This window comes from Pseudomonas sp. M20 (genome assembly GCF_045037865.1).
Classification (GTDB): domain Bacteria; phylum Pseudomonadota; class Gammaproteobacteria; order Pseudomonadales; family Pseudomonadaceae; genus Aquipseudomonas.
This window is the reverse complement of record NZ_CP173611.1, coordinates 6,310,700-6,333,386: the sequence shown is the minus strand read 5'-3', so window position 1 is coordinate 6,333,386 and position 22,687 is coordinate 6,310,700. Positions and strand designations below refer to the sequence as shown.

Genomic DNA, 22,687 nt, shown 5'->3' with positions numbered 1-22,687 from the left:
CACGCTGTCATACTTGCGCCCGTGAAGTGTAACTTCCAGAATGCCAGCACAGGATGTCTTTCGGATTAGGGATAAATAACCGTGTACAAACTCTCCTCGCTACAAGCTGCCAGAGGACTGGCGGCGCTTTTTGTCGTAGCGTTTCACTCACTCTTCATCAATGCCAAATATGTGCAAGGCGAAAGCCTGTTACCGGAGCTATTTGTTTTTGGCCAAACCGGCGTGGATCTGTTTTTTGTCATCAGTGGTTTTGTGATGGTTCTGGCTTTTCGCAACAAGTTTGGTCTTAAAGGCCAAGTCGCTGGCTTTCTCAAAGGGCGATTCCTGCGAATTTATCCGACCTACTGGGTTTATTTTCTCGCCCTCTTCTTTGTCGCTCAGATCAAACCTGAACTGGTCGGTGGCTCCCAAAATGGGACTGTCGACATGACGTCATCATTTTTCCTGCTCCCGGATTCAGCGTTACCGCTATTAATGGTTGCCTGGTCGCTTATCCACGAAGTCTGGTTTTATCTGGTGTTTGCCTTGATTCTTATGCTGCCGGCCAAGTGGATGACCCATGCATTTGCGTTCTGGCTAATCACGATCATCGGCGTTTCGATCTTCACCCATACGTCAGACAACCCCTATCTTCGAGTGATGTTCCATGAGTTCTCCATTGAATTCATCTTCGGCGCCTTGGCCGGAATCGCATATCTGCGGCTTTCGCTGGTTACCTCACCGCCCCTTTTCAGCATTCTCCTGATGGTACTGGCTGGACTGGCCGGCCTCGTCTACGCACTTGCTTCAGACGTAGTCGGCGACGCCGATGTCATTCAATCGATAACCCTGGAGCGTGCATTTGCGATCGGTGGCGGTTACACGCTTTTACTGTTGGCATTTGCACTGCTGGAAGCAAAAGGTAAATGGATGGCATCCGGTCTGCTCAGATCGGTCGGAGATATGTCCTACTCGCTATACCTGTCGCATGTTCTGACACTCAGCGTGTGCGGGCGCCTCTGGGTCATGACGGGACTTAACGGTAACAGCGTCTGGCATGCGCTATTGTTCTGGGCGGTGTCCTACACTGCAGTGCTTGTGGTGGCTTACTTCAGTTATCAGTTGATAGAGCGCAAATTGTTGAATCTCTCGCACCACTTTCGACTGCCTGTACGCGCGTAAAAAAACCGCGCTTTTGCGCGTTTTTTTCAGGTCTGAGTTCAGCTTCATCACCTGCAAGCGGTCCGCAGACTGAGCCTGTAACATGCGCAGGCCAACTATCCGCGCCAATGGAGCCGCCCTTGCCAGACATCCGCCCGCCCGTGCTCGATGAAATCGATCGTCAGTTGATCGCCGCCCTGCAGATCAATGCCCGTGAGAGCGTGGCCATGCTCGCCCGGCAATTGGGCATTGCGCGCACCACCGTGACGTCGCGTCTGGCGCGGCTGGAAAGGGCTAAAGTGATCACCGGTTATGGCGTACGCCTCGGCCAGCGAGTGGTCGACGGCGGCTTGCAAGCGTATGTCGGGATCAAGGTACAGCCACGCTCTGGCAAAGAGGTGCTACGCCGGTTGAGTGCAATGGCGCAGGTGCAGCAGTTGTGTGCGGTGAGTGGGGAGTTTGACTATGTCGCCTGGTTGCGTACGGATTCGCCGGAGCAACTGGATCAGTTGCTGGATCAGATTGGCGGAGTGGACGGGGTGGAGAAGACCACGACGTCGATCATTTTGAGTAGCAAGATTGATCGAGGGCAGCCGGTCTAAGATTTTGATCGGGCTTCTCCGGTGAATTCCAGGGCCTCTTCGCGAGCAGGCTCGCTCCCACATTTTGGTCGGTGTGCAGTCTAAAATCGTCATATTGATCGTTAATCTGGCAAAACGACGACAATTTGCGTCTTATTAACGTGTTCTACGCTCCCTAGAATGGCTGGCATCTTTTCCTATACTCAGACGCGCATCCGCGTCGGGTCGCCAGCAAGGTCAGCCATGAACAAGAACAATCGCCATCCTGCAGACGGTAAGAAGCCAGTCACCATTTTCGGCCCGGACTTTCCGTTCGCGTTCGACGACTGGATCGAACACCCGGCCGGTCTCGGCAGCATTCCTGAGCACAATCACGGCGCTGAAGTGGCGATCGTCGGCGCTGGAATCGCCGGGTTGGTAGCCGCATACGAGTTGATGAAACTCGGCTTGAAACCGGTGGTTTACGAAGCCTCGAAACTGGGTGGCCGTCTGCGCTCGCAGGCTTTCAACGGCACCGACGGCATCGTCGCTGAACTCGGTGGCATGCGCTTCCCGGTGTCCTCCACCGCGTTCTATCACTACGTCGACAAGCTCGGTCTGGAAACCAAACCGTTCCCGAACCCGTTGACGCCAGCCTCCGGCAGCACCGTGATCGACCTGGAAGGCAAAACCCATTACGCACGGAAGCTGGCGGACCTGCCTGCATTGTTTCAGGAAGTGGCTGACGCCTGGGCGGATGCGCTGGAGGCCGGTTCGCAATTCGCCGATATCCAGCAGGCTATTCGCGATCGCGATGTACCCCGTCTGAAAGAGCTGTGGAACACGCTGGTGCCGCTGTGGGATGACCGCACGTTTTATGACTTTGTCGCCACCTCGGAAGCCTTCGCCAAACTGTCGTTCCATCACCGCGAAGTGTTCGGTCAGGTTGGTTTCGGTACCGGCGGTTGGGACTCGGACTTCCCCAACTCGATGCTGGAAATCTTTCGCGTGGTAATGACCAACTGCGACGATCACCAACACCTCGTGGTCGGCGGCGTCGAGCAAGTGCCGCAGGGCATCTGGCGGCATGTGCCGGAACGCTGCGTGCACTGGCCCGAAGGCACCAGCCTGAAATCCCTGCACCGTGGCGCGCCGCGCTCCGGCGTGAAGAAAATCGCCCACGCGCCAGATGGCCGTTTCGCGGTCACCGACAACAACGGCGACACCCGCGAATACGCCGCCGTGCTGACCACTTGCCAGAGCTGGCTGCTGACCACGCAGATCGAATGCGACGAAAGCCTGTTTTCGCAGAAGATGTGGATGGCCCTGGACCGTACGCGCTACATGCAGTCGTCGAAAACATTCGTGATGGTCGACCGGCCATTCTGGAAGGACAAAGACCCGGAAACCGGCCGCGACCTGATGAGCATGACCCTCACCGATCGCCTGACCCGTGGCACGTATCTGTTCGACAACGGCGACGACAAGCCGGGCGTGATCTGCCTATCGTACTCGTGGATGAGTGACGCGCTGAAGATGCTCCCGCATCCGGTGGAAAAACGCGTCGAACTGGCGCTGAACGCGTTGAAAAAGATCTACCCGAAAGTCGACATCGCTGCACGGATCATCGGCGATCCGATCACCGTGTCGTGGGAAGCCGACCCGTACTTCCTTGGCGCCTTCAAAGGTGCCCTGCCCGGCCACTATCGCTACAACCAGCGCATGTACGCGCACTTCATGCAGGACGAGATGCCGGCCGAGCAGCGCGGGATTTTCATCGCCGGCGACGACGTTTCGTGGACTCCAGCATGGGTCGAAGGCGCAGTGCAGACGTCGCTCAACGCGGTGTGGGGGATCATGAAGCATTTCGGTGGCTCGACACATAAAGCGAACCCCGGCCCGGGTGATGTGTTCAAAGACATCGGCCCTATCGCCCTGCCCGAGTAAGAGGAATCCCTGATGCGTGTAGCCCTTTACCAATGTCCACCGCTGCCACTGGACCCCGCCACCAACCTGCAACGCTTGCATCAACTGGCGATGGAGGCCAAGGGCGCTGACCTGCTGGTGCTGCCGGAGATGTTCATGACTGGTTACAACATCGGCGCCGAAGCGGTCAGCACATTGGCCGAGGTCTACAACGGTGAATGGGCGCAGCAGATCGGACGAATCGCCAAAGCCGCAGGTTTGGCGATTGTTTACGGCTATCCGGAGCGCACTGCCGACGGGCAGATCTACAACGCCGTGCAGTTGATCGATTCGCACGGCGAGCGCCTGTGCAATTATCGCAAGACGCATCTTTTCGGCGATCTGGATCGTTCGATGTTCAGCCCCGGCGATGATCATTTCCCCATCGTCGAACTCAACGGCTGGAAACTCGGCTTCCTGATCTGTTACGACCTGGAGTTTCCGGAAAACACTCGCCGTCTGGCACTCGCCGGCGCCGAACTGATTCTGGTGCCGACGGCGAACATGATTCCGTTCGACTTCGTCGCCGATGTCACCGTGCGTTCGCGCGCCTTCGAAAACCAGTGCTATGTGGCCTACGCCAACTACTGCGGTCACGAAGGTGACATCCATTATTGCGGGCAAAGCAGCCTCGCCGCGCCTGATGGCAGCCGCACCGCTCAGGCCGGACTCGACGAAGCATTGATCATCGGAGAACTGGATCGCCAGCTAATGATCGATTCGCGCGCCGCCAATCGTTACCTCGGCGACCGCCGCCCGGAGCTTTACGCCGCGCTGAATCAGCGCTAATCCGCTAGCATTGGCACTTCACTGTTCTGGAAGTGCCCATGCCTGCGCCGACTCACCCCCGCCCTCACACTGAAACCCTGGCCAACGGCTTGCGCGTGACCCTGCGTCATGCGCCCGGCCTGAAGCGTAGCGCCGCCGCTCTGCGCGTGGCTGCCGGTAGTCATGACGTGCCGTTGGCGTGGCCGGGGCTGGCGCATTTTCTCGAGCATTTGCTGTTTCTCGGCACCGAGCGTTTCCCGGCGAATGAAGGGCTGATGGCTTACGTGCAAGGTCACGGTGGCCAGGTGAATGCCAGCACCCGCGAACGCACCACTGATTTTTTCTTTGAGTTGCCGACACAAGCGTTCAGCGCTGGGCTGGAGCGTCTGTCAGACATGCTCGCCAGGCCGCGTAAGAATCTGGACGATCAGTTGCGCGAACGCGAAGTGCTGCAAGCAGAATTTGTCGCTTGGTCGCAGGATACTGCGGCGCAGCAGCAGTTTGCCGTGTACGAAGGTTTACCGGCAGAGCATCCGTTGCGCGGATTTCATGCAGGGAATCGTGACAGCCTGCAAGTCGAACAGCCTGCGTTTCAACAGGCCTTGAAGGACTTCCACCAGCAGTTTTATCAGACTGGGCAGATGACCCTGAGCCTGGTCGGACCGCAGAGCCTCGCAGAACTAAAAGCACTGGCTGAACAATTTGCGGCGGTTTTGCCCGTTGGGGATAAAGTTGCGCAGGCGGCATCCCTACCGCTGGCGGTAAAAAGTTATCAACTGCTCGGTGAGCGACGCGGCAACCTGATGTTTGCGTTCGATGCCTTGCCTGAGTCGTCTGTCGAGGCTTTGACGTTTCTTTGCCATTGGATGAACAGCACCAAACCCGGCGGGTTACTGGCGCATTTGCAGCAGCAGAATCTGGCTGATGGTTTAAAAGCTGCGCCGGTCTATCACTTTGACAGCCAGGCGTTGCTGCATCTGGAGTTCATCGCAGCTTCCGAATCGTTAAACGCCATTGGCGCGCAGGTGCTGGATTGGCTGAGTTTCTTTGCTCAACAAGATTGGGCGCCACTGCGCAAAGAATACGCAACTCTGCTTCAGCGCCAGCAGCAAGTCAGCGGCGCGCTGCAGTTGGCGCGACTCGACAGTGAACAGTTGGAAAATGGCCTGTCTGAGGCAGGCGTTGAGGCCCTTGTTCACATCCTCGGTGAAATCGGCACTGTGGATAACTTCAGCGATCACTGGAGCCTGCCTGCTGCCAATCCTTTTCTGCGAGCCAGCGAACCCTTGGCCAACGCCGGACTGATTCGCGGCCAGACCAGCGCCCACCGGGGGCTGCGCACGTTCGCTCAGGATCGCTCACGCGGTCGTCGTGAGCGCTCGCCGATGCAATTCAGCCAGGCGCTGCCAGACACTGGCGATGAAGGTGCGATCTATCTGCGTTGGCAAGTAGAAGCCGCAGCCGGTGCTGATCTGCAATCGCGGTTGCAGCGCAGTCTGCAGCAAACTCAGCAAGACGCGCGGGAGGCCGGTGTCGGTCTGTCTTTCAGCGTCTCTGGCAATCAATGGCTGCTGAAGCTCACCGGCCTGCAAGAACCGATGCCCAGTGTCCTCGAACACGCGCTGAAATGTCTGACGCAAGTTGATGCGGATTCCCTGCGCAGCGAGCCGGAAACGCCGCTTGTCGCCATCCGCCAGCTGCTTAAAGCGCTGCCGGAACATGTTCTGCAATCAGCCGAAACCGGCGACGACGCTAAACACCTGTGGACAACTTCGCGCTGGGACGGCCTAGCTCTGGGACTTAACCAGCAGACGCAATCCGCCATGGGCCTGGCCTTGAGCCGTATTCCCGGGATCCCTGACAATCAGTTGGCTGCGCCGACGACGATTCCCGCGCAAAAACTCTGGCGACATATCGATACCGTCTCCAGCGAACACGCCTTGTTGCTGTGCTGCCTGCCCCCCAGCCGCGACATCACCGACGAAGCCGCGCGGCGACTATTGGCGCAGTTGTGCCAGACACCTTTCTACCAGCGCCTGCGGGTCGAATTGCAATTGGGCTATGCAGTATTCAGCGCACTGCGCCAGATTCACGGGCAAACGGCCATGCTGTTCGGCGTGCAATCCCCAAGCAGCGCACCAGGGGAACTGCTAGGCCACATTCAGCAATTCCTCGAAACCCTTCCAATGCGAATCGAACAATTGGATGAGGCGAGTTTTGAACAGCAGCGCAAGAGCCTCGCCGATCAATTCGACGACGCCAACCTGTCCAGCAAAGACGCCGCCGAACTGCTTTGGCAGGCCAGGCTTGCAGGTCACTCGTCGGATTATCTTGAGCAATTGATCGCCGCCATCGGCCAACTGGATAGCCAGACATTACTCAGCGCTGCTCAGCGTTTAGTCAACGCCGAAGGCGGCTGGCTCTGCCTTGCCAGCGATCCAGCGCCCGAAACCCCGTGGCAAGCGACAAATTGATCATTACCGAGGCTGCAAGGAGCTTTCTCAAAGATTCATGGGCATTTACCCGGAAATTTTGAGTAACATAGCAGCCTAACTATTTGGAACATCTATGCGCTGCCGTGGACTATAACTATGGACAGCGCTATCCCACCCACCCTGAAGGAGACACCCATGTCCTGGACAAAACCTGCTTACACCGACCTGCGTATCGGCTTCGAAGTCACCATGTACTTCGCCAGCCGCTGAGTTCTGCTTACGTAGAATTGCAGTGCAACGCCTCGGCTCGCCGGGGCGTTTTATTTTCCGCGTTGAAATGATGGAGTGTTCATGTTCGTCCAGATTCTGGGTTCGGCCGCTGGCGGCGGTTTTCCGCAGTGGAACTGCAACTGCGTCAACTGCGCAGGCTTTCGCGACGGCAGCCTGAATGCCAAGGCCCGCACCCAATCGTCCATCGCGATCTCCGATGACGGCGTGAACTGGGTGTTGTGCAACGCCTCGCCGGATATCCGCGCGCAGCTGCAAAGCTTCGCCCCGATGCAACCGGGACGCGCCCTGCGTGACACCGGCATCAGCGCGATCATCCTGATGGACAGCCAGATCGACCACACCACCGGCCTGCTCAGCCTGCGCGAAGGCTGCCCGCATCAGGTCTGGTGTACGGACATGGTTCACGAAGACCTCAGCACCGGTTTCCCGCTGTTCAAGATGCTCACCCACTGGAACGGCGGGCTGGACTGGAACCGCATCGAACTCGACCAGAGCTTCACCGTGACCGCATGCCCGAACCTGCGTTTCACCCCGCTGCCATTGCGCAGCGCCGCGCCACCGTACTCGCCGCACCGCTTCGATCCGCATCCGGGCGACAACATCGGTCTGATCGTTGAAGACCTGAAGACCGGCGGCAAATTGTTCTATGCGCCGGGGCTGGGCAAGGTCGATGCACCGCTGCTGGAGATCATGGCGAGCAGCGATTGCCTGTTGGTCGACGGCACGATGTGGGACGACGATGAAATGCAGCGCCGAGGCGTCGGCACCCGCACCGGTCGCGAGATGGGCCACCTGGCGCAGAACGGACCTGGCGGCATGCTCGAAGTGCTGGAGCAACTGCCTGAGCAGCGCAAGGTGCTTATCCACATCAACAACACCAACCCGATTCTCGATGAAGATTCGCCGGAGCGTGCCGAGCTGGCGCGGCGTAATGTTGAAGTGGCGTTCGATGGCATGAGTATTGTGCTGTAAGCATTTGAGACCGCTGCGCGGTCTATCGCGAGCAGGCTCACTCCTACATTGGAATGCGATCACCTGTAGGAGTGAGCCTGCTCGCGATAAGGCCGGCACAGACACCAGATATTTCTAGGGTTGTTCCCCGGAGAACCGCAATGACCGACACCCCGCTGTCCCCGGCCGAATTCGAAGCGGCCCTGCGCGCCAAAGGCGCCTACTACCACATCCACCACCCGTACCACGTGGCGATGTACCAAGGCCGTGCTACTCGCGAGCAGATTCAGGGCTGGGTCGCCAACCGCTTCTACTATCAGGTGAACATCCCCCTGAAAGACGCGGCGATCCTTGCCAACTGCCCGGACCGCGAAATCCGTCGCGAGTGGATCCAGCGCCTGCTCGACCACGACGGCGCCCCCGGCGAAGACGGCGGCATCGAAGCCTGGCTGCGTCTCGGCCAAGCGGTGGGTCTCGACCCGGATCAACTGCGTTCCCAGGAACTGGTACTGCCCGGCGTACGTTTCGCCGTCGACGCCTACGTCAACTTCGCCCGCCGCGCCAGCTGGCAGGAAGCCGCCAGCAGTTCGCTCACCGAACTGTTCGCGCCGCAGATCCACCAATCGCGCCTCGACAGCTGGCCGCAGCATTACCCGTGGATCGACCCGGCCGGCTACGAATACTTTCGCACCCGCCTTGGTCAGGCGCGGCGCGATGTCGAGCACGGTCTGGCGATCACGCTGGAGCACTACAAGACGCGCGAAGGTCAGGAGCGCATGCTGGAAATTCTCCAGTTCAAACTGGACATTCTTTGGAGCATGCTCGATGCCATGAGCATGGCCTACGAACTGAACCGTCCGCCGTATCACAGCGTGACCGAACAACGCGTCTGGCATAAAGGAATCACCTTATGAGTTTCGACCGCAGCAAAGTCCCGACCTGGCGTCCCGGCTACCGCTTCCAGTACGAACCGGCGCAAAAAGGCCACGTGCTGCTGTACCCGGAAGGCATGATCAAGCTCAACGACAGCGCCGCATTGATCGGTGGTTTGATCGACGGTGAGCGCGATGTGGCGGCGATCATCGCCAAACTCGATGAACAGTTCCCCGGCGTGCCTGAGCTCGGTGACGACATCGAGCAATTCATGGAGGTTGCCCGTGCGCAGCACTGGATCGAACTTGCCTGATCTGCCGCCCAAACCTGAAGTCGGCCTGCCGCTGTGGCTGCTCGCCGAGCTGACCTACCGCTGCCCGCTGCAATGCCCGTACTGCTCCAATCCACTGGATTTCGCCGAGCAGGGCAAAGAGCTGAGCACCGAGCAGTGGATCAAAGTCTTTCGCGAAGCGCGGGAGATGGGCGCGGCGCAACTGGGCTTTTCCGGTGGTGAACCGCTGGTGCGGCAGGATCTCGCCGAGCTGATCCATGAAGCGCGACAGTTGGGTTTCTACACCAACCTGATCACCTCAGGCATCGGTCTGACCGAGCAGAAAATCAGCGACTTCAAGAAGGCCGGCCTCGATCACATCCAGATCAGTTTTCAGGCCAGCGACGAGCAAGTGAACAACCTGCTCGCCGGCTCGAAAAAAGCCTTCGCGCAGAAGCTGGAAATGGCCCGCGCGGTTAAGGCCCATGGCTATCCGATGGTGCTGAACTTCGTCACCCATCGGCACAATATCGACAAGATCGACCGCATCATCGAGCTGTGCATCGCGCTGGAAGCCGACTTCGTCGAACTCGCCACCTGCCAGTTCTACGGTTGGGCGCAGCTCAATCGTGTCGGCCTGTTGCCGACCAAGGAACAACTGGCGCGTGCCGAACGCATCACCAACGAATACCGCGCAAAACTGGAAGCCGAAGGGCATCCGTGCAAGCTGATTTTCGTCACCCCCGACTACTACGAAGAACGCCCGAAAGCCTGCATGAACGGCTGGGGAAGCATCTTTCTGACGGTCACGCCGGACGGCACCGCCCTGCCCTGCCACGGTGCCCGGCAGATGCCGGTGCAATTTCCCAATGTGCGCGATCACAGCATGCAGCATATCTGGTACGACTCGTTTGGCTTCAACCGCTTCCGCGGTTACGACTGGATGCCCGAGCCGTGCCGCTCCTGCGACGAGAAAGAAAAAGACTTCGGCGGCTGCCGCTGCCAGGCATTCATGCTCACCGGCGATGCGAGCAATGCCGACCCGGTGTGCAGCAAGTCCGAACATCACGGCGTGATTCTCAAGGCTCGCGAAGAAGCCGAGACCGCCACTCAAACCATCGAACAGTTGGCCTTTCGCAATGAACGAAACTCACGCCTCATCGCCAAGGGCTGAGCCTTTCAGCGCCTCGCAAGCCGTCGCTGCCGGCATGGACTTCGCCGAGCTGCAGCTCGGCGCTAATGGGCTGTTCTGGAATGAATATCGTCCGGAAGATGCCGCGTGCCGGATCTGGCATTGGCGCGATGGCGTGGCGAAATGTCTGACGCCGGATGGCTTCAGTGTGCGCAGTCGCGTGTACGAATATGGCGGTGGCGCGTTTTGTCTGACGCCGGATGGGGTGGTTTTCGTTGCTGAGGCGGATCAGCAGTTGTATCGGCAGAGGATGGATGGAAAACCTGAGGCGCTGACCTCGGGTGAGTGTCGTTATGGCGATCTGCATTTCGCTTTCGGTCAAGTGCTGGCGGTAGAAGAACAGCACGATCAGCATCGACTGGTAGCGATTGATCTGGCTGACGGCAGTCGACACTTGCTGGCTGAAGGTGTGGATTTTTATGCTGCGCCAACCCTCAGCCCGGATGGCCAGCGTTTGGCTTGGGTCGAGTGGAGTCGCCCGCATCAGCCGTGGACCTCGACTCGGTTGATGGTCGCTGAACGCAGGACCGACGGCGCATTCAGTTCGCCGCGATGCGTTGCCGGCGGTGAGATTGAAGAATCCATTCAACAACCACGATTTGATGCTCAAGGTCAGTTGTATTGCCTGACTGATCGCGGTGGTTTCTGGCAGCCGTGGGTTGAGACTTCCGACGGCTTGAAACCATTGCCCGCTGCTCAGGCCGATCATGCACCGGCGCCTTGGCAACTCGGCGGCTGCACCTGGTTTCCTGTTGGGGATTGCGTTCTCGCCAGTTGGAGCGAAGGTGGTTTTGGGCGCCTTACGCTTGGCGATGAAGATTACACGGGGGATTACTGCCGCTTCCGCCACTTGGCGCTGGATGCACAGAACATCTACTGCATCGCCGCGTCGCCGATCAGCCCTTCGGCGGTCATCGCTATTGATCGAACGAGCCGCGAAGTGAAAGTGCTGGCCGGTGGTGTTGCGCCCCTGCCCGCTGAGCGCATCAGCCGTCCGCAAACCCTGCGCTACCCAAGCGGTTCGGGCGAAGCGCACGGCTTCTTCTATCCAGCCATGAGCGGCGAGACAAAACCGCCGCTGGTGGTGTTCATCCACGGTGGCCCGACATCGGCCTGCTACCCGACGCTCGACCCACGCATTCAATACTGGACGCAACGCGGCTTCGCCGTCGCCGATCTCAACTATCGCGGCAGCAGCGGTTATGGCCGGGAGTATCGTCAGGCGTTGCATCTGAGCTGGGGTGAGGTGGATGTCGAGGATGCTTGTGGCGTCGTTGCGTATCTTGCCGAACAGGGCTTGATCGACGGGGAACGGGCATTCATTCGAGGTGGCAGCGCAGGCGGCTACACCACGTTATGTGCGCTGGCGTTCAAACACGTCTTCCGCGCCGGAGCGAGTTTGTACGGCGTTAGCGACCCGATTGCATTGGCTCGGGCAACGCACAAATTCGAGGGTGATTATCTGGACTGGCTGATCGGCGATCCCGAGCAAGACGCCGAACGCTACGCCGCCCGCACGCCATTACTGCATGCCGACGACATCCGCGTGCCGGTGATTTTCTTTCAGGGCGAACTGGACGCAGTGGTTGTCCCGCAACAGACTCGCGACATGGTCACGGCCCTGGAGCAGAACGGCATCCCGGTCGAAGCCCATTACTACCCCGACGAACGCCACGGCTTCCGCCGCGCCACCAATCAGGCGCATGCGCTGGAACAGGAGTGGAAATTCTATCGACGGGTGATGGGATTTACAGACTGAAACCCTCTCCCTGTAGGAGCTGCGGCACGCTGCGATCTTTTGATCCTGATCCTCGAATTAAAATCAAAAGATCGCAGCGTGCCGCAGCTCCTACAGGTTTATGCCGCTGACTCAGCGCTTGGCGATGATGTACACCGCATGCACGATCCCCGGAATATACCCGCACAACGTCAGCAGAATGTTCAGCCAGAACGCCCCGCCAAACCCGACCTGCAGAAACACGCCCAGTGGTGGCAACAGAATAGCGATGATGATGCGAATGAAATCCATGGGGCAGCTCCTGTATGGGGGTTGGCTCACTTGAGCCATACAAGCTAATCGACCTGCGCCGTTCGTCAGGGTTCAGTGCAACTGCCATTTGATCGCCATCACCTCACAAAAAAACGCCCCACGCCAAAAGAGTCAGGCGTGGGGCGTGCGTTATACCGCGAGACGGTTCTTGGAATCGGGTAGGAAACTTCAGTTCAAACTGCAATCCCCTTGCGGCATTGCAGTTGTGCGGTGCGCACTCGCGAGAAGGCGCGGCCCAGGCGCAGGAGCATTTCGTCGATGTTGGCTTTGCTGACCGTGAGTGCCGGGGTGAAGCGCAGGCAGTTGGCTTGCGGGGCGTTGAGCAGCAGGCCTTCGTGGAGGGCGGCGTGGACCACAGCTTCGGCGCAATCGTCTGACAGGGTCAGCCCGTAGAAAAGGCCTTGGCCGCGCAGTTCGCCGTGGTCGTAGCGGTGCGCCAATCGGGTAAGGCCTTCACGCAGATGCTGGCCGTTGTCGTTGACCTGCTGGAGAAAGCTGCGGTCGTGCACGCTGTCGAGTACCACTAAACCGGCCGCTGTCATCAGCGCATTGCCGTGATGCGTACCTCCGAGTTCGCCCGCCTCAAAACAGCATGCATTGCCCCGTGCCAGCAGTGCCGCCAACGGCACACCGCCGCCAAGCCCTTTGCCGAGCACGACGATATCGGCGCGCACGCCGTAGGATTGTTCTGCGAGCAAGGTGCCGCAGCGACCTAAGCCAGTTTGCACTTCGTCGAGAATCAGCAGAATGCCCAATTCGCGGCACAGTCGTTCGACACCTTTAAGGTAATGCCCGGTTGCCGGAACAACGCCGGCATCACTTTGGATCGGCTCCAGCATGATCGCTACAGTCTGCGCATCGACCGCCGCGTGCAACGCCGGCAAGTCGTTGAACGGTACCAGATCGAAACCCGGCAGCAACGGCGCAAACCGGTTGTGCAGGTTGCAGCTGTCCGAGGCGGAAATTGTCGCCAGACTGCGACCGTGACAACCCTGCTTCGCGACAATGATCCGCGAGGCGCCGCCGCGATGCAGCTGCCCCCACTTGCGCGCGAGTTTGATCGCTGCTTCACAGGCTTCGCTGCCGCTGTTGAGCAAGTAGGCCTGATCGCTGAAAGTGGCGGCGCACAGACGCTCGGCAAGGCTGAGCATGCCGCGATTATGCAGATTGAAACCGGGATTGATCAGCGCTTGCGCCTGACTGCTGATGGCTTTGACCAATGCCGAAGGGCTGTGGCCAAGGCTATTGGCACCGCCGGCCTGGGAAAAATCGAGGTAAGCGCGGTCGTTACTGTCCCACAACCATGAACCCTGCCCCCGGACGAACACCTGTTGCGGCCTTTCGACGCTGGGCATCAGCCTTTCAGCGCTAGGATTTTCGCTGCTTTCAGCGGGATCGGCCTCGAAGGCGAGGTCATCAAGACTCGGCATCTGGCGCCGCAAACTGAACAGATTCATTGGAAAAAGCCTCTTTCGAGGTTTTTTGAACTGCCTATGCAAACACTATCGAAGCGAACGCTATTCATCGCGCTTTCTGGCCCTGTAAGCCTTGTGAATGCGGTTAGACTAGGCTCACCCAGGCTTGCGGGCCATTTCGATTTATCAGCATTTTCGATAAGCGTTACTTATGGATTTCAAACAACTGCGTTATTTCGTCGCGGTCTACGAAGAAGGCCATGTCGGCCGTGCCGCTGAACGCCTGTCGATCTCGCAACCGGCGCTGTCGCAGCAGATCCGCCAGCTCGAACAGAACCTCGACGTCACCCTGTTCGAGCGCAGCAGCAAACGCCTGCTGCCTACCCTCGCCGCGCACACGCTGTACAACCACGCTTTGCCATTGCTCGACGGCTTGCAACGGGCGCGCGAAGCATTGGGCAACTTCAAGGGCCAGGCCTTGCGCACGCTGGCGATCGGCGTGCTGCAAACGGTGCACACAAGTCTGGTGCCGCAAATGCTCGAGCGGGTGCGCAAGGCGCAGCCGCATCTAGTGGTGCAGATTTATGAATTGACCGGACTTGAGATCGAGCGGCGTCTGCTCAACGGGTCGCTGGACATCGGCATCAGTTATCTGCCGCCGCGCCAACCGGGGCTGCATGGGGTGATGTTGTACGAAGATGAACTGACACTGGTGATCCCGGCGGATCATCCGTTGCGCGAATTCAAGAAAGTCTCGATGCGCCAGGCCGCTGAATTGCCGATGTTGCTATTGGGCGAAGAGTTTCAGATTCGCCAGATCTGGCAGGCGCAACTCACTGCCCTCGGGCGACGTCCGCAGGTGCAGGCCGAGCTGAATAATATGGTGGGGATTCTCGACAGTCTGCCGCACACCAAACTGGCAACGGTGCTGCCGGGCCGTTCGCAGAAGGAATACGACGATCAGGATCTGCTGTGGAAACCGCTGAGCGAGCCACGGGTGCCGCTGAAGGTTGGGCTGGTCTGTCGCGATGTGCAGCGCCAGCAGGCACCTTTGGCGCTATTGCAGACATTGCTGGAAGAAGTGATGGAGCGCGAAGTAAAGCCAGCGCTGGATCCGTTGGCCTGACTACTTTTCTACAGGCAAAAGAAAACCCCGCCGAAGCGGGGCTTTGCAGACTGTTTCCCTGACATCCATTTCACTCCGCCACCCTGGCAGAATCCTACGTGTCCGTGTTGTTGCTTTGCGCTTCCTGCGCGACGTCCATGAAATGTAGATTAGCCGTGGATCCAATCCGCGCATATGGGAGAACAGCAGCACGTCATGTAAGAGAATGCTTACATGACGCTATCGCATCAGAATTGCGCCGCATCCAGCAGGAACAGCGACTCGCTACCGGCCTTCACTGACGCGCTCAACGAGTGAATTCGCGGCAGCAGACGGGCGAAGTAGAAGCGCGCGGTGCCGAGCTTGCTGGCATAGAAATCGTCTTGCGCTTCTTTGCCCAGTGAGGCTTTGGCCATCAATGCCCACATGTAGGCGTAGGAAACGTATCCGAACGCTTGCAGATATTCGACCGAAGCCGCGCCGATTTCGTTCGGGTTGTTTTTCGCCCGATCCAGCAGCCACGAGGTCAGCTCGTCGAGGGTGTCGACGGCATCGTTCAGCGGTTTGGTGAATTCGCCCAGATCGGCGCTGGCCGTCGCGGTGAAATGACGGATCTCGTCAGCGAACAACTTGTAGAACGCGCCGCCGCTGCCGACGATCTTGCGACCGACCAGGTCCAGCGCCTGAATGCCGTTGGTGCCTTCGTAGATCTGGGTGATGCGCACGTCACGCACCAGTTGCTCCTGGCCCCACTCACGGATGTAGCCGTGGCCGCCAAAAATTTGCTGGCCGTGAACGGTGGTTTCCAGACCCAGATCGGTGAGGAATGCCTTGGCCACCGGCGTCAGCAGCGCGACCAGATCTTCCGCACGTTTGCGCGTGGTGGCATCTTCGCTGAACTTGGCGGTGTCGAGTTGCATTGCCACGTAGGTGGAAAACGCACGGCCGCCCTCGTTCGAGGCTTTCATGGTCAGCAGCATGCGCCGCACGTCCGGGTGGACGATGATCGGGTCAGCGACTTTGTCTTTGTTCTGCGCGCCAGTCGGCGAACGGCTTTGCAGACGGTCGCGGGCGTATTCAACGGCATTCTGGTAGGAACGCTCACCAGTGGCCAAGCCTTGAATGCCGACGCCCAGACGCTCGTAATTCATCATGGTGAACATCGCGGCCAGGCCTTTGTTCGGCTCGCCGACCAGGTAACCCACGGCTTCGTCGAAGTTCATCACGCAGGTCGCGGAGGCCTGGATACCCATCTTGTGTTCGATCGAACCGCAGTTCGCCGGGTTGCGCGCGCCCAGGCTGCCGTCGGCATTGACCATGAACTTCGGCACGAGGAACAGCGAGATGCCCTTCGGGCCCGCCGGGGCGTCCGGCAGCTTGGCCAGCACCAGGTGAATGATGTTTTCGGTGAGGTCGTGTTCGCCACCGGTGATGAAGATCTTGGTGCCGCTGACCTTGTAGGACCCGTCTGCCTGAGGCTCGGCCTTGGTGCGGATGATCCCCAGGTCGGTGCCGGCGTGCGGCTCGGTCAGGCACATGGAACCTGCCCAGACGCCAGCGTACATGTTCGGCAGGTACGCAGCTTTCAGCTCTTCGCTGGCGTGGGCGTTGATCGACAGGCAGGCGCCGGCAGTCAACATCGGGTACAGACCGAAGGACAGGCTGGCAGAGTTGACCATTTCTTCGACCTGCGCCGACACGGCTTTGGGCATGCCCATGCCGCCGAACTCGGGATCACCGCCCACGCCGACCCAACCGCCTTCGGCATAAGTCTGATAAGCCTGTGGGAAACCGGCCGGAGTGGTGACGGCGCCGTCGGCCCAATGGCAACCTTCTTCGTCAGCCGCACGGCTCAGCGGCGCGATGCTTTTGCTGGTGACCTTGCCGGCCTCTTCGAGAATGGCTTCAACGGTTTCGGCGTCGACAGTCTCGGCCAGCGCCGGCAGTTCGGCCCAGAGTTTGGCGACCTCGAACACTTCATTGAGGACGAAGCGCATATCGCGCAGCGGCGCTTTGTAGTCAGCCATGGCAAACCTCGCAAGATCTAAACGGTGATTCGTGGAAGGGTGTTTTCGTTGAGCCGGAGTGTACCTCAACAACTTTTGCGACACATAGGGTCAACCGGTGACTGCTTTGTTATTTTTAGTCACCAAAAAAAGATCACAGCCTACGCCAGCGCCTACAGGTAAAACGCGATCCTATGTAGGAGCTGCCGAAGGCTGCGATCTTTTGATCTTCCTTAAAGCGCAAACAGTTCAGCAGGCAGCTTCATCAAACAATCACTCCCCGCCTCGATCGCCATCCGATGCGCCGCCGCACGCGGCAACAAACGCTTGAAGTAAAACTCGCACGTCGCCAATTTCCCGCGCAGGTAATCCGCCTCGCCCTCGCCCGCCTCCAGCTGCGCCTGCGCCACCAACGCCATGCGCAACCACAGATAACCGAGAATGATGTACCCGCTGTACATCAGGTAATCCACCGACGCCGCGCCCACTTCATCCGGATTCTTCATCGCCGCCATGCCGACCTTTATGGTCAGGTCGCCCCACTGCTGGTTCAACTCATTGAGTTGCGCAAGGAAACTGCCCAGTTGCGGATGCTCGGCGTTGGCTACACAGAATTTGTGGACGATTTTGGTGAAGCCACGCAGCAACTTGCCCTGACTGCCCAACACCTTGCGCCCAAGCAGATCCAGCGCCTGAATGCCGTTGGTGCCTTCGTAGATCGGTGCAATCCGGCAATCGCGCACCAACTGTTCCATGCCCCATTCGCGAATGAAGCCGTGGCCACCAAACACCTGCATGCCGTGGTTGGTGACTTCCAGCCCGGTGTCGGTCATGAACGCCTTGCAGATCGGCGTGAGGAACGCCAACAGGTCTTCGGCTTCCTGACGCGCCTCGGCATCGTTGCTCAGGTGCGCGACGTCGAGCATCTGCGCGGTGAAATAGGTCAGCGCGCGGTTGCCTTCGTTGAAGGCCTTCATGGTCAGCAACATGCGCCGCACATCCGGGTGGACGATGATCGGGTCGGCGGCCTTGTCCGGAGCTTTGGCGCCGGTCAGCGAGCGCATCTGCAACCGATCGTTGGCGTATTTGATCGCGCCCTGGAAACTTGCCTCGCCCAGACACAAACCCTGCATACCGGTGCCGAGGCGCGCGTGGTTCATCATGGTGAACATGCAGTTCAGGCCTTTGTTCGCCTCGCCAATCAGATAGCCCTTGGCGCCGTCGAAGTTAAGCACGCAAGTGGCTGACGCCTTGATGCCCATCTTGTGTTCGATCGAACCGCAGGAAACGCCATTGCGCTCGCCTGCTTCGCCCGCCGCATCCGGCAAGAACTTCGGCACGATAAACAGCGAAATCCCTTTAGTCCCGGCCGGTGCGTCCGGCAGTTTGGCCAACACCAGATGGATGATGTTGTCGCTCATGTCGTGCTCGCCGGCAGATATGAAAATCTTGCTGCCGGTGACTGCATAACTGCCGTCAGCTTGAGGCACGGCGCGGGTCTTGATGATGCCTAGGTCGGTGCCGCAATGGGCTTCGGTCAGGCACATGGTGCCGGTCCACTGGCCGGCGGTGAGTTTGTTCAGGTAGGTTTCTTTTTGCTCGGCGCTGCCATGGGCGTGAATCGCTGACATCGCGCCGTGAGTCAGCCCCGGGTACATGCCCCAGGACGTGTTGCTGGAGCCGACCATTTCGCTGATCACCAGCCCCAGCGAACTCGGCAGGCCCTGGCCGCCGTAGGTCGGGTCTGCGGCCAGACCGTGCCAGCCGCCCTCGACGTATTGTGCGAAAGCCTGCTTGAAGCCTGTAGGCGTTGTCACCACGCCATTGTCGAAATGGCAGCCCTCTTCGTCACCGCTGCGATTGAGCGGCGCCAGAATGTTCTCGCAGAACTTCGCGCCCTCTTCAAGGATCGCGTTGATCATGTCCGGGCTGGCGTCGTGCGCACCGAGGGCGGCGTAATTGGCGTGGAAGTCGAAGACGTGGTCGATCAGAAAGCGCATGTCGCGCAGGGGAGCTTTGTACTCAGGCATGGTGGCTTCTCCGTCAGCAGATTTCTCCAACCTACTGCCGGCCACCACGCCCCACAATCATTGTGCAGACGCTGAATGCGCCGTCATCACTCAACCTGCGGCCGTGTCCATGCGCACCGCGCCGCGGCGGTTCTGGCCGAATGCGACCACGCAGTTACGTCCTGCGCCTTTAGCCGCGTAAAGCGCTTCGTCGGCAGATTTCAGCACTTGTTCCGGATTGCGCTGCTCCACTCGTTCAGCGACGCCGATGCTCACCGTCACCGATACGCTGGAGGCACCCGAGCCGGCACGACGCTGACGACCCTGTTGGTCATCCTGCGGGCGGTTCTCCTGATTACGCAGCTGAATGCTGTAGGAAGCAATCGACTCGCGGATCACTTCAAGATGCGGCATGCACTCTTCAAGGGTTTTGCCTGCAAACACCAGGGCGAATTCCTCACCACCATAGCGATACGCCCTACCGCCACCGCTGATTTTCGACAGCTTGCTCGCGACCAGACGCAGCACCTGGTCACCGACATCGTGGCCGTGGGTGTCGTTGAATTTCTTGAAGTGATCGACATCGCTCATCGCCAGTACGTAATTGCGCCCGAGACGCTGCATGCGTTCGTTGAGCGCACGACGACCCGGCAGACCGGTGAGTTCGTCGCGGAAGGCCATTTGATAAGCCTCGTGCGCAACCGCAGCGGCAATCATCAACATGACCTGGCTGCACATGATGTTCAGGGTGAACGGCAGGATGAAGGTTTTCGGCAACATCCAGAACACGCCGAGCAGGCCGACCAGTTGCGCCGCGTGCAGCGGGCGCGGATTGCGCCAGTATTGCCAGGCGAGCAACAGGAATGCCGAGATAAACACCGGGTAGGACAGCTGGATCAGGCTCATCCACGCGCCGTGCAGCGCCGGCCAGCGGATTTCCGAGAGCCACATCAGCAGTGCCTGGGGATAACTTTGCTCAAGGCCCAACGCGACACTGCCAAAGGCCAGCAACACGGCGAAGCGCGCAACCATGTCCTGAAACAGATGCGTGCGCTCCTGCCACGCCGCGAACAGGCCGAACAGCAGCGGCAGCAGCAAACAGACGAGGTGGAACACCACGGCAGCGTCTTCGCGGACCTTGCCGTTGTCGCGGTAATAATCGGTCTGGGTATCGAGCAAGAAGTAGGCGATGTACACCGTGAGCATCAGAAACAGTTCGCGCTGACGTCGGTAAACCGCGCAATAAGCGCCACCCAACAGCAGCACCAAGGTCGGCAACACATTGAACAGCGAAGTGAAGAACACACTGAGGTCTTTGACGTACGCAGCCGCCAACCCCGCAAGTAACAACAGCAGTGATGGTAGGAAATGGCTGAAACGTACAGCGGAAGAACGCGGCAAGGGTAAAGCTCCGACCCGTCATATCAAAGAGATGGCATTGTGCCTGCAATGTGACCAGTTAAGCACACACAATGTGATCCAGATCACACGCAGTCTCTTTAACGGCCGGAAACGCTGATTTCTGAGCCTTCGGCCAAGGTTTTTTGCCCCCTTGGAGATGAAATCTCCTTCATGGCCATCATGCTTGATGGCCACGTCGGGAATTTCTTTCAGGAATACCCACGACCGGAGGAAATCCGCGCATAAAAAAACCGCTGCTCCAAGGGAGCAGCGGTTTTTCAATAGACCGCGTTAAGGCTTAGTAGCCCAGTGCGAAGTCTTCCTCTTTCATGTCCATCAGGTTGTTGGCGCCCGACAGCATGGTCGCCACGTGCGTACGGGTACGCGGCAGGATGCGCTGGAAGTAGAAGCGCGCGGTTTGCAGCTTGGCGGTGTAGAACGCTGCGTCGCCAGTGCCTTCTGCCAGCTTTTCAGCGGCCAGACGCGCCATGTCGGCCCAGAAGTAAGCCAGGCAGGCATAACCGGAGTACATCAGATAGTCCACGGAGGCCGCGCCAACTTCTTCGCGATCTTTCATGGCGGCCATACCGACCTTCATGGTCAACTCGCCCCACTCTTTGTTGATGGCTGCCAGCGGTGCAACGAACTCTGCAACGGCTTCGTTGCCTTCGTTGTTCTGGCAGAACTTGTGAACGATCTTGGTGAAGCCTTTCAGGGCCTCGCCTTGCGTCATCAGCACTTTACGGCCGAGCAGGTCGAGTGCCTGGATACCGGTGGTGCCTTCGTACAGCATCGAAATGCGGCTGTCGCGAACGTTCTGCTCCATGCCCCACTCGGCGATGAAGCCGTGGCCGCCGTAGATCTGTACGCCGTGGTTGGCGGATTCGAAACCGACTTCGGTCATGAACGCTTTAGCGATCGGAGTCATGAAGGCCAGCAGTGCGTCGGCTTTCTTTTTCTCTTCTTCATCGACGCCGTATTTGACGATGTCGACCTGTTTGGCGGTGAAGTACACCATCGCGCGGTTGCCTTCGGCGAAAGCCTTCATGGTCAACAGCATGCGGCGTACATCTGGATGCACGATGATTGGGTCAGCGGCTTTGTCCGGCGCTTTCGGGCCAGTCAGCGAGCGCATTTGCAGACGGTCGCGAGCGTATTTCAGGCCACCCTGGAAACCGATTTCGGCATGGGCCAGACCTTGCAGTGCAGTCCCCAGACGAGCGGTGTTCATAAAGGTGAACATGCAGTTCAGACCTTTGTTCGCCGGGCCGATCAGGTAACCAGTAGCGCCGTCGAAGTTCATCACGCAGGTGGCGTTGCCGTGAATGCCCATCTTGTGTTCCAGCGAACCGCAAGTCACAGCGTTGCGTGCACCGACGGTGCCATCGGCATTCGGCATGAACTTTGGAACGATGAACAGCGAGATGCCTTTGGTGCCAGCCGGTGCGTCCGGCAGGCGGGCCAGCACGATGTGGACGATGTTGTCGGCCATGTCGTGTTCGCCGGCCGAGATGAAGATCTTGGTGCCGGAAACCTTGTAGGAACCGTCGGCCTGAGGTTCGGCCTTGGTGCGCAGCATGCCCAGGTCGGTGCCGCAGTGCGGTTCGGTCAAGCACATGGTGCCGGTCCATTCGCCGGAGACCAGTTTGGTCAGATAGGCTTCTTGCTGCTCTGGAGTGCCGTGCTCGGAGATGGTGTTCATCGCACCGTGCGACAGGCCTGGGTACATGCCCCACGACCAGTTGGCTTCGCCAACCATTTCGCTCACTGCCAGACCCAGCGACTCCGGCAGGCCTTGGCCGCCGTGCTCAACGTCGTGCGCCAGGCTTGGCCAGCCGCCTTCAACGAATTGCTTGTAAGCCTCTTTGAAGCCGGTCGGGGTTTTCACGCCGGACTCGCTCCAGGTGCAACCTTCGAGATCGCCCACGCGGTTCAGCGGTGCCAGTACCTGCTCACAAAACTTGGCGCCTTCTTCGAGAATGGCGTCAACCATGTCCGGAGTTGCGTCTGCGCAAGCCGGAAGGCTCTGATAGTGCGCTTCGTAGCCGAGCAGTTCGTCACGAACGAAGCGAATATCACGCAAGGGGGCCTTGTAGTCAGGCATAGCGATAAACCTCTGCTGATGTAACCGGGAATGAACGACCGTGTTGATTTGTTGTGACGGTCAAACAGTTGTTTGAAACATACGTTTACGCCGAAATCTTGTCAAGCATCGATCTTTTGCCGTTCGTCCCCGTATCTTTCAAACAGCGGAC

At 59.0% G+C, this 22,687-nt stretch carries 18 protein-coding genes; 12 read left to right on the top strand and 6 right to left on the bottom strand.

Going from position 1 to position 22,687, the window contains the following annotated elements:
• Positions 1-81 precede the first annotated feature (81 nt).
• From ACI514_RS28160 to ACI514_RS28110, 11 genes are all read left to right on the top strand, one after another.
• Positions 82-1,161 (top strand): acyltransferase family protein, encoded by a 1,080-nt coding sequence (locus tag ACI514_RS28160; RefSeq protein WP_405122761.1) that lies wholly within the window; start codon positions 82-84, stop codon positions 1,159-1,161.
• A gap of 119 nt (positions 1,162-1,280) precedes the next feature.
• Positions 1,281-1,742 (top strand): Lrp/AsnC family transcriptional regulator, encoded by a 462-nt coding sequence (locus ACI514_RS28155; protein ID WP_160059661.1) that lies wholly within the window; start codon positions 1,281-1,283, stop codon positions 1,740-1,742.
• A 222-nt stretch (positions 1,743-1,964) separates the two neighbouring features.
• Complete coding sequence (locus ACI514_RS28150) at positions 1,965-3,647, top strand: flavin monoamine oxidase family protein (RefSeq protein ID WP_405122760.1); 1,683 nt, start codon at positions 1,965-1,967, stop codon at positions 3,645-3,647.
• Between the two features lie 12 nt (positions 3,648-3,659).
• Positions 3,660-4,454, top strand: coding sequence for a carbon-nitrogen hydrolase family protein (locus tag ACI514_RS28145; protein ID WP_405122759.1), 795 nt, complete (start codon positions 3,660-3,662; stop codon positions 4,452-4,454).
• Between the two features lie 38 nt (positions 4,455-4,492).
• Positions 4,493-6,907 (top strand): pyrroloquinoline quinone biosynthesis protein PqqF, encoded by a 2,415-nt coding sequence (pqqF, locus tag ACI514_RS28140; RefSeq protein ID WP_405122758.1) that lies wholly within the window; start codon positions 4,493-4,495, stop codon positions 6,905-6,907.
• A 156-nt stretch (positions 6,908-7,063) separates the two neighbouring features.
• Positions 7,064-7,138 carry a pyrroloquinoline quinone precursor peptide PqqA gene (gene pqqA, locus ACI514_RS28135; RefSeq protein ID WP_003422658.1) on the top strand — a complete coding sequence of 25 codons (75 nt, stop codon included), beginning with the start codon at positions 7,064-7,066 and terminating at the stop codon, positions 7,136-7,138.
• Between the two features lie 81 nt (positions 7,139-7,219).
• Positions 7,220-8,131, top strand: a complete 912-nt coding sequence (pqqB, locus tag ACI514_RS28130) for a pyrroloquinoline quinone biosynthesis protein PqqB (protein ID WP_405122757.1) — start codon at positions 7,220-7,222, stop codon at positions 8,129-8,131.
• Between the two features lie 140 nt (positions 8,132-8,271).
• Entirely contained in the window at positions 8,272-9,024 is a 753-nt protein-coding gene (gene pqqC, locus ACI514_RS28125; RefSeq protein WP_093429953.1) for a pyrroloquinoline-quinone synthase PqqC, read from the top strand.
• Positions 9,021-9,296: a pyrroloquinoline quinone biosynthesis peptide chaperone PqqD gene (pqqD, locus tag ACI514_RS28120; RefSeq protein ID WP_007910068.1), complete on the top strand. Its 276-nt coding sequence runs from the start codon at positions 9,021-9,023 to the stop codon at positions 9,294-9,296. Before pqqC ends, pqqD begins: the two co-directional genes overlap by 4 nt.
• A complete protein-coding gene (gene pqqE / locus ACI514_RS28115; RefSeq protein WP_405124249.1) occupies positions 9,289-10,428 on the top strand; it encodes a pyrroloquinoline quinone biosynthesis protein PqqE in 1,140 nt (379 codons plus the stop codon). Before pqqD ends, pqqE begins: the two co-directional genes overlap by 8 nt.
• Positions 10,394-12,205: a S9 family peptidase gene (locus tag ACI514_RS28110; protein ID WP_160059667.1), complete on the top strand. Its 1,812-nt coding sequence runs from the start codon at positions 10,394-10,396 to the stop codon at positions 12,203-12,205. The genes pqqE and ACI514_RS28110 overlap by 35 nt, the downstream gene beginning before the upstream one ends.
• Positions 12,206-12,316: 111 nt before the next feature.
• Here the strand turns inward: ACI514_RS28110 and ACI514_RS28105 are convergent, their stop codons facing one another.
• Both ACI514_RS28105 and ACI514_RS28100 read right to left on the bottom strand, forming a co-directional pair.
• Positions 12,317-12,475: a YqaE/Pmp3 family membrane protein gene (locus ACI514_RS28105; protein WP_003228885.1), complete on the bottom strand. Its 159-nt coding sequence runs from the start codon at positions 12,473-12,475 to the stop codon at positions 12,317-12,319.
• Positions 12,476-12,669: 194 nt separating this feature from the next.
• Complete coding sequence (locus ACI514_RS28100; protein ID WP_160059668.1) at positions 12,670-13,953, bottom strand: aspartate aminotransferase family protein; 1,284 nt, start codon at positions 13,951-13,953, stop codon at positions 12,670-12,672.
• A gap of 169 nt (positions 13,954-14,122) precedes the next feature.
• On the opposite strand from ACI514_RS28100, the gene ACI514_RS28095 reads away from it, so the two are divergent.
• Positions 14,123-15,037: a LysR family transcriptional regulator gene (locus ACI514_RS28095; RefSeq protein WP_077574788.1), complete on the top strand. Its 915-nt coding sequence runs from the start codon at positions 14,123-14,125 to the stop codon at positions 15,035-15,037.
• Between the two features lie 227 nt (positions 15,038-15,264).
• Here ACI514_RS28095 and ACI514_RS28090 read toward each other — a convergent pair whose 3' ends face one another.
• From ACI514_RS28090 to ACI514_RS28075, 4 genes are all read right to left on the bottom strand, one after another.
• The gene (locus ACI514_RS28090; protein ID WP_405122756.1) at positions 15,265-17,043 is read right to left on the bottom strand and encodes an acyl-CoA dehydrogenase C-terminal domain-containing protein; all 1,779 of its coding nucleotides are present in this window, start codon (positions 17,041-17,043) and stop codon (positions 15,265-15,267) included.
• Between the two features lie 212 nt (positions 17,044-17,255).
• A complete protein-coding gene (locus ACI514_RS28085) occupies positions 17,256-19,052 on the bottom strand; it encodes an acyl-CoA dehydrogenase C-terminal domain-containing protein (protein ID WP_405122755.1) in 1,797 nt (598 codons plus the stop codon).
• A gap of 90 nt (positions 19,053-19,142) precedes the next feature.
• Complete coding sequence (locus tag ACI514_RS28080; RefSeq protein ID WP_095050296.1) at positions 19,143-20,432, bottom strand: GGDEF domain-containing protein; 1,290 nt, start codon at positions 20,430-20,432, stop codon at positions 19,143-19,145.
• A gap of 298 nt (positions 20,433-20,730) precedes the next feature.
• Positions 20,731-22,536, bottom strand: a complete 1,806-nt coding sequence (locus ACI514_RS28075; RefSeq protein ID WP_077574793.1) for a phenylacyl-CoA dehydrogenase — start codon at positions 22,534-22,536, stop codon at positions 20,731-20,733.
• Between the last annotated feature and the right edge of the window lie 151 nt (positions 22,537-22,687).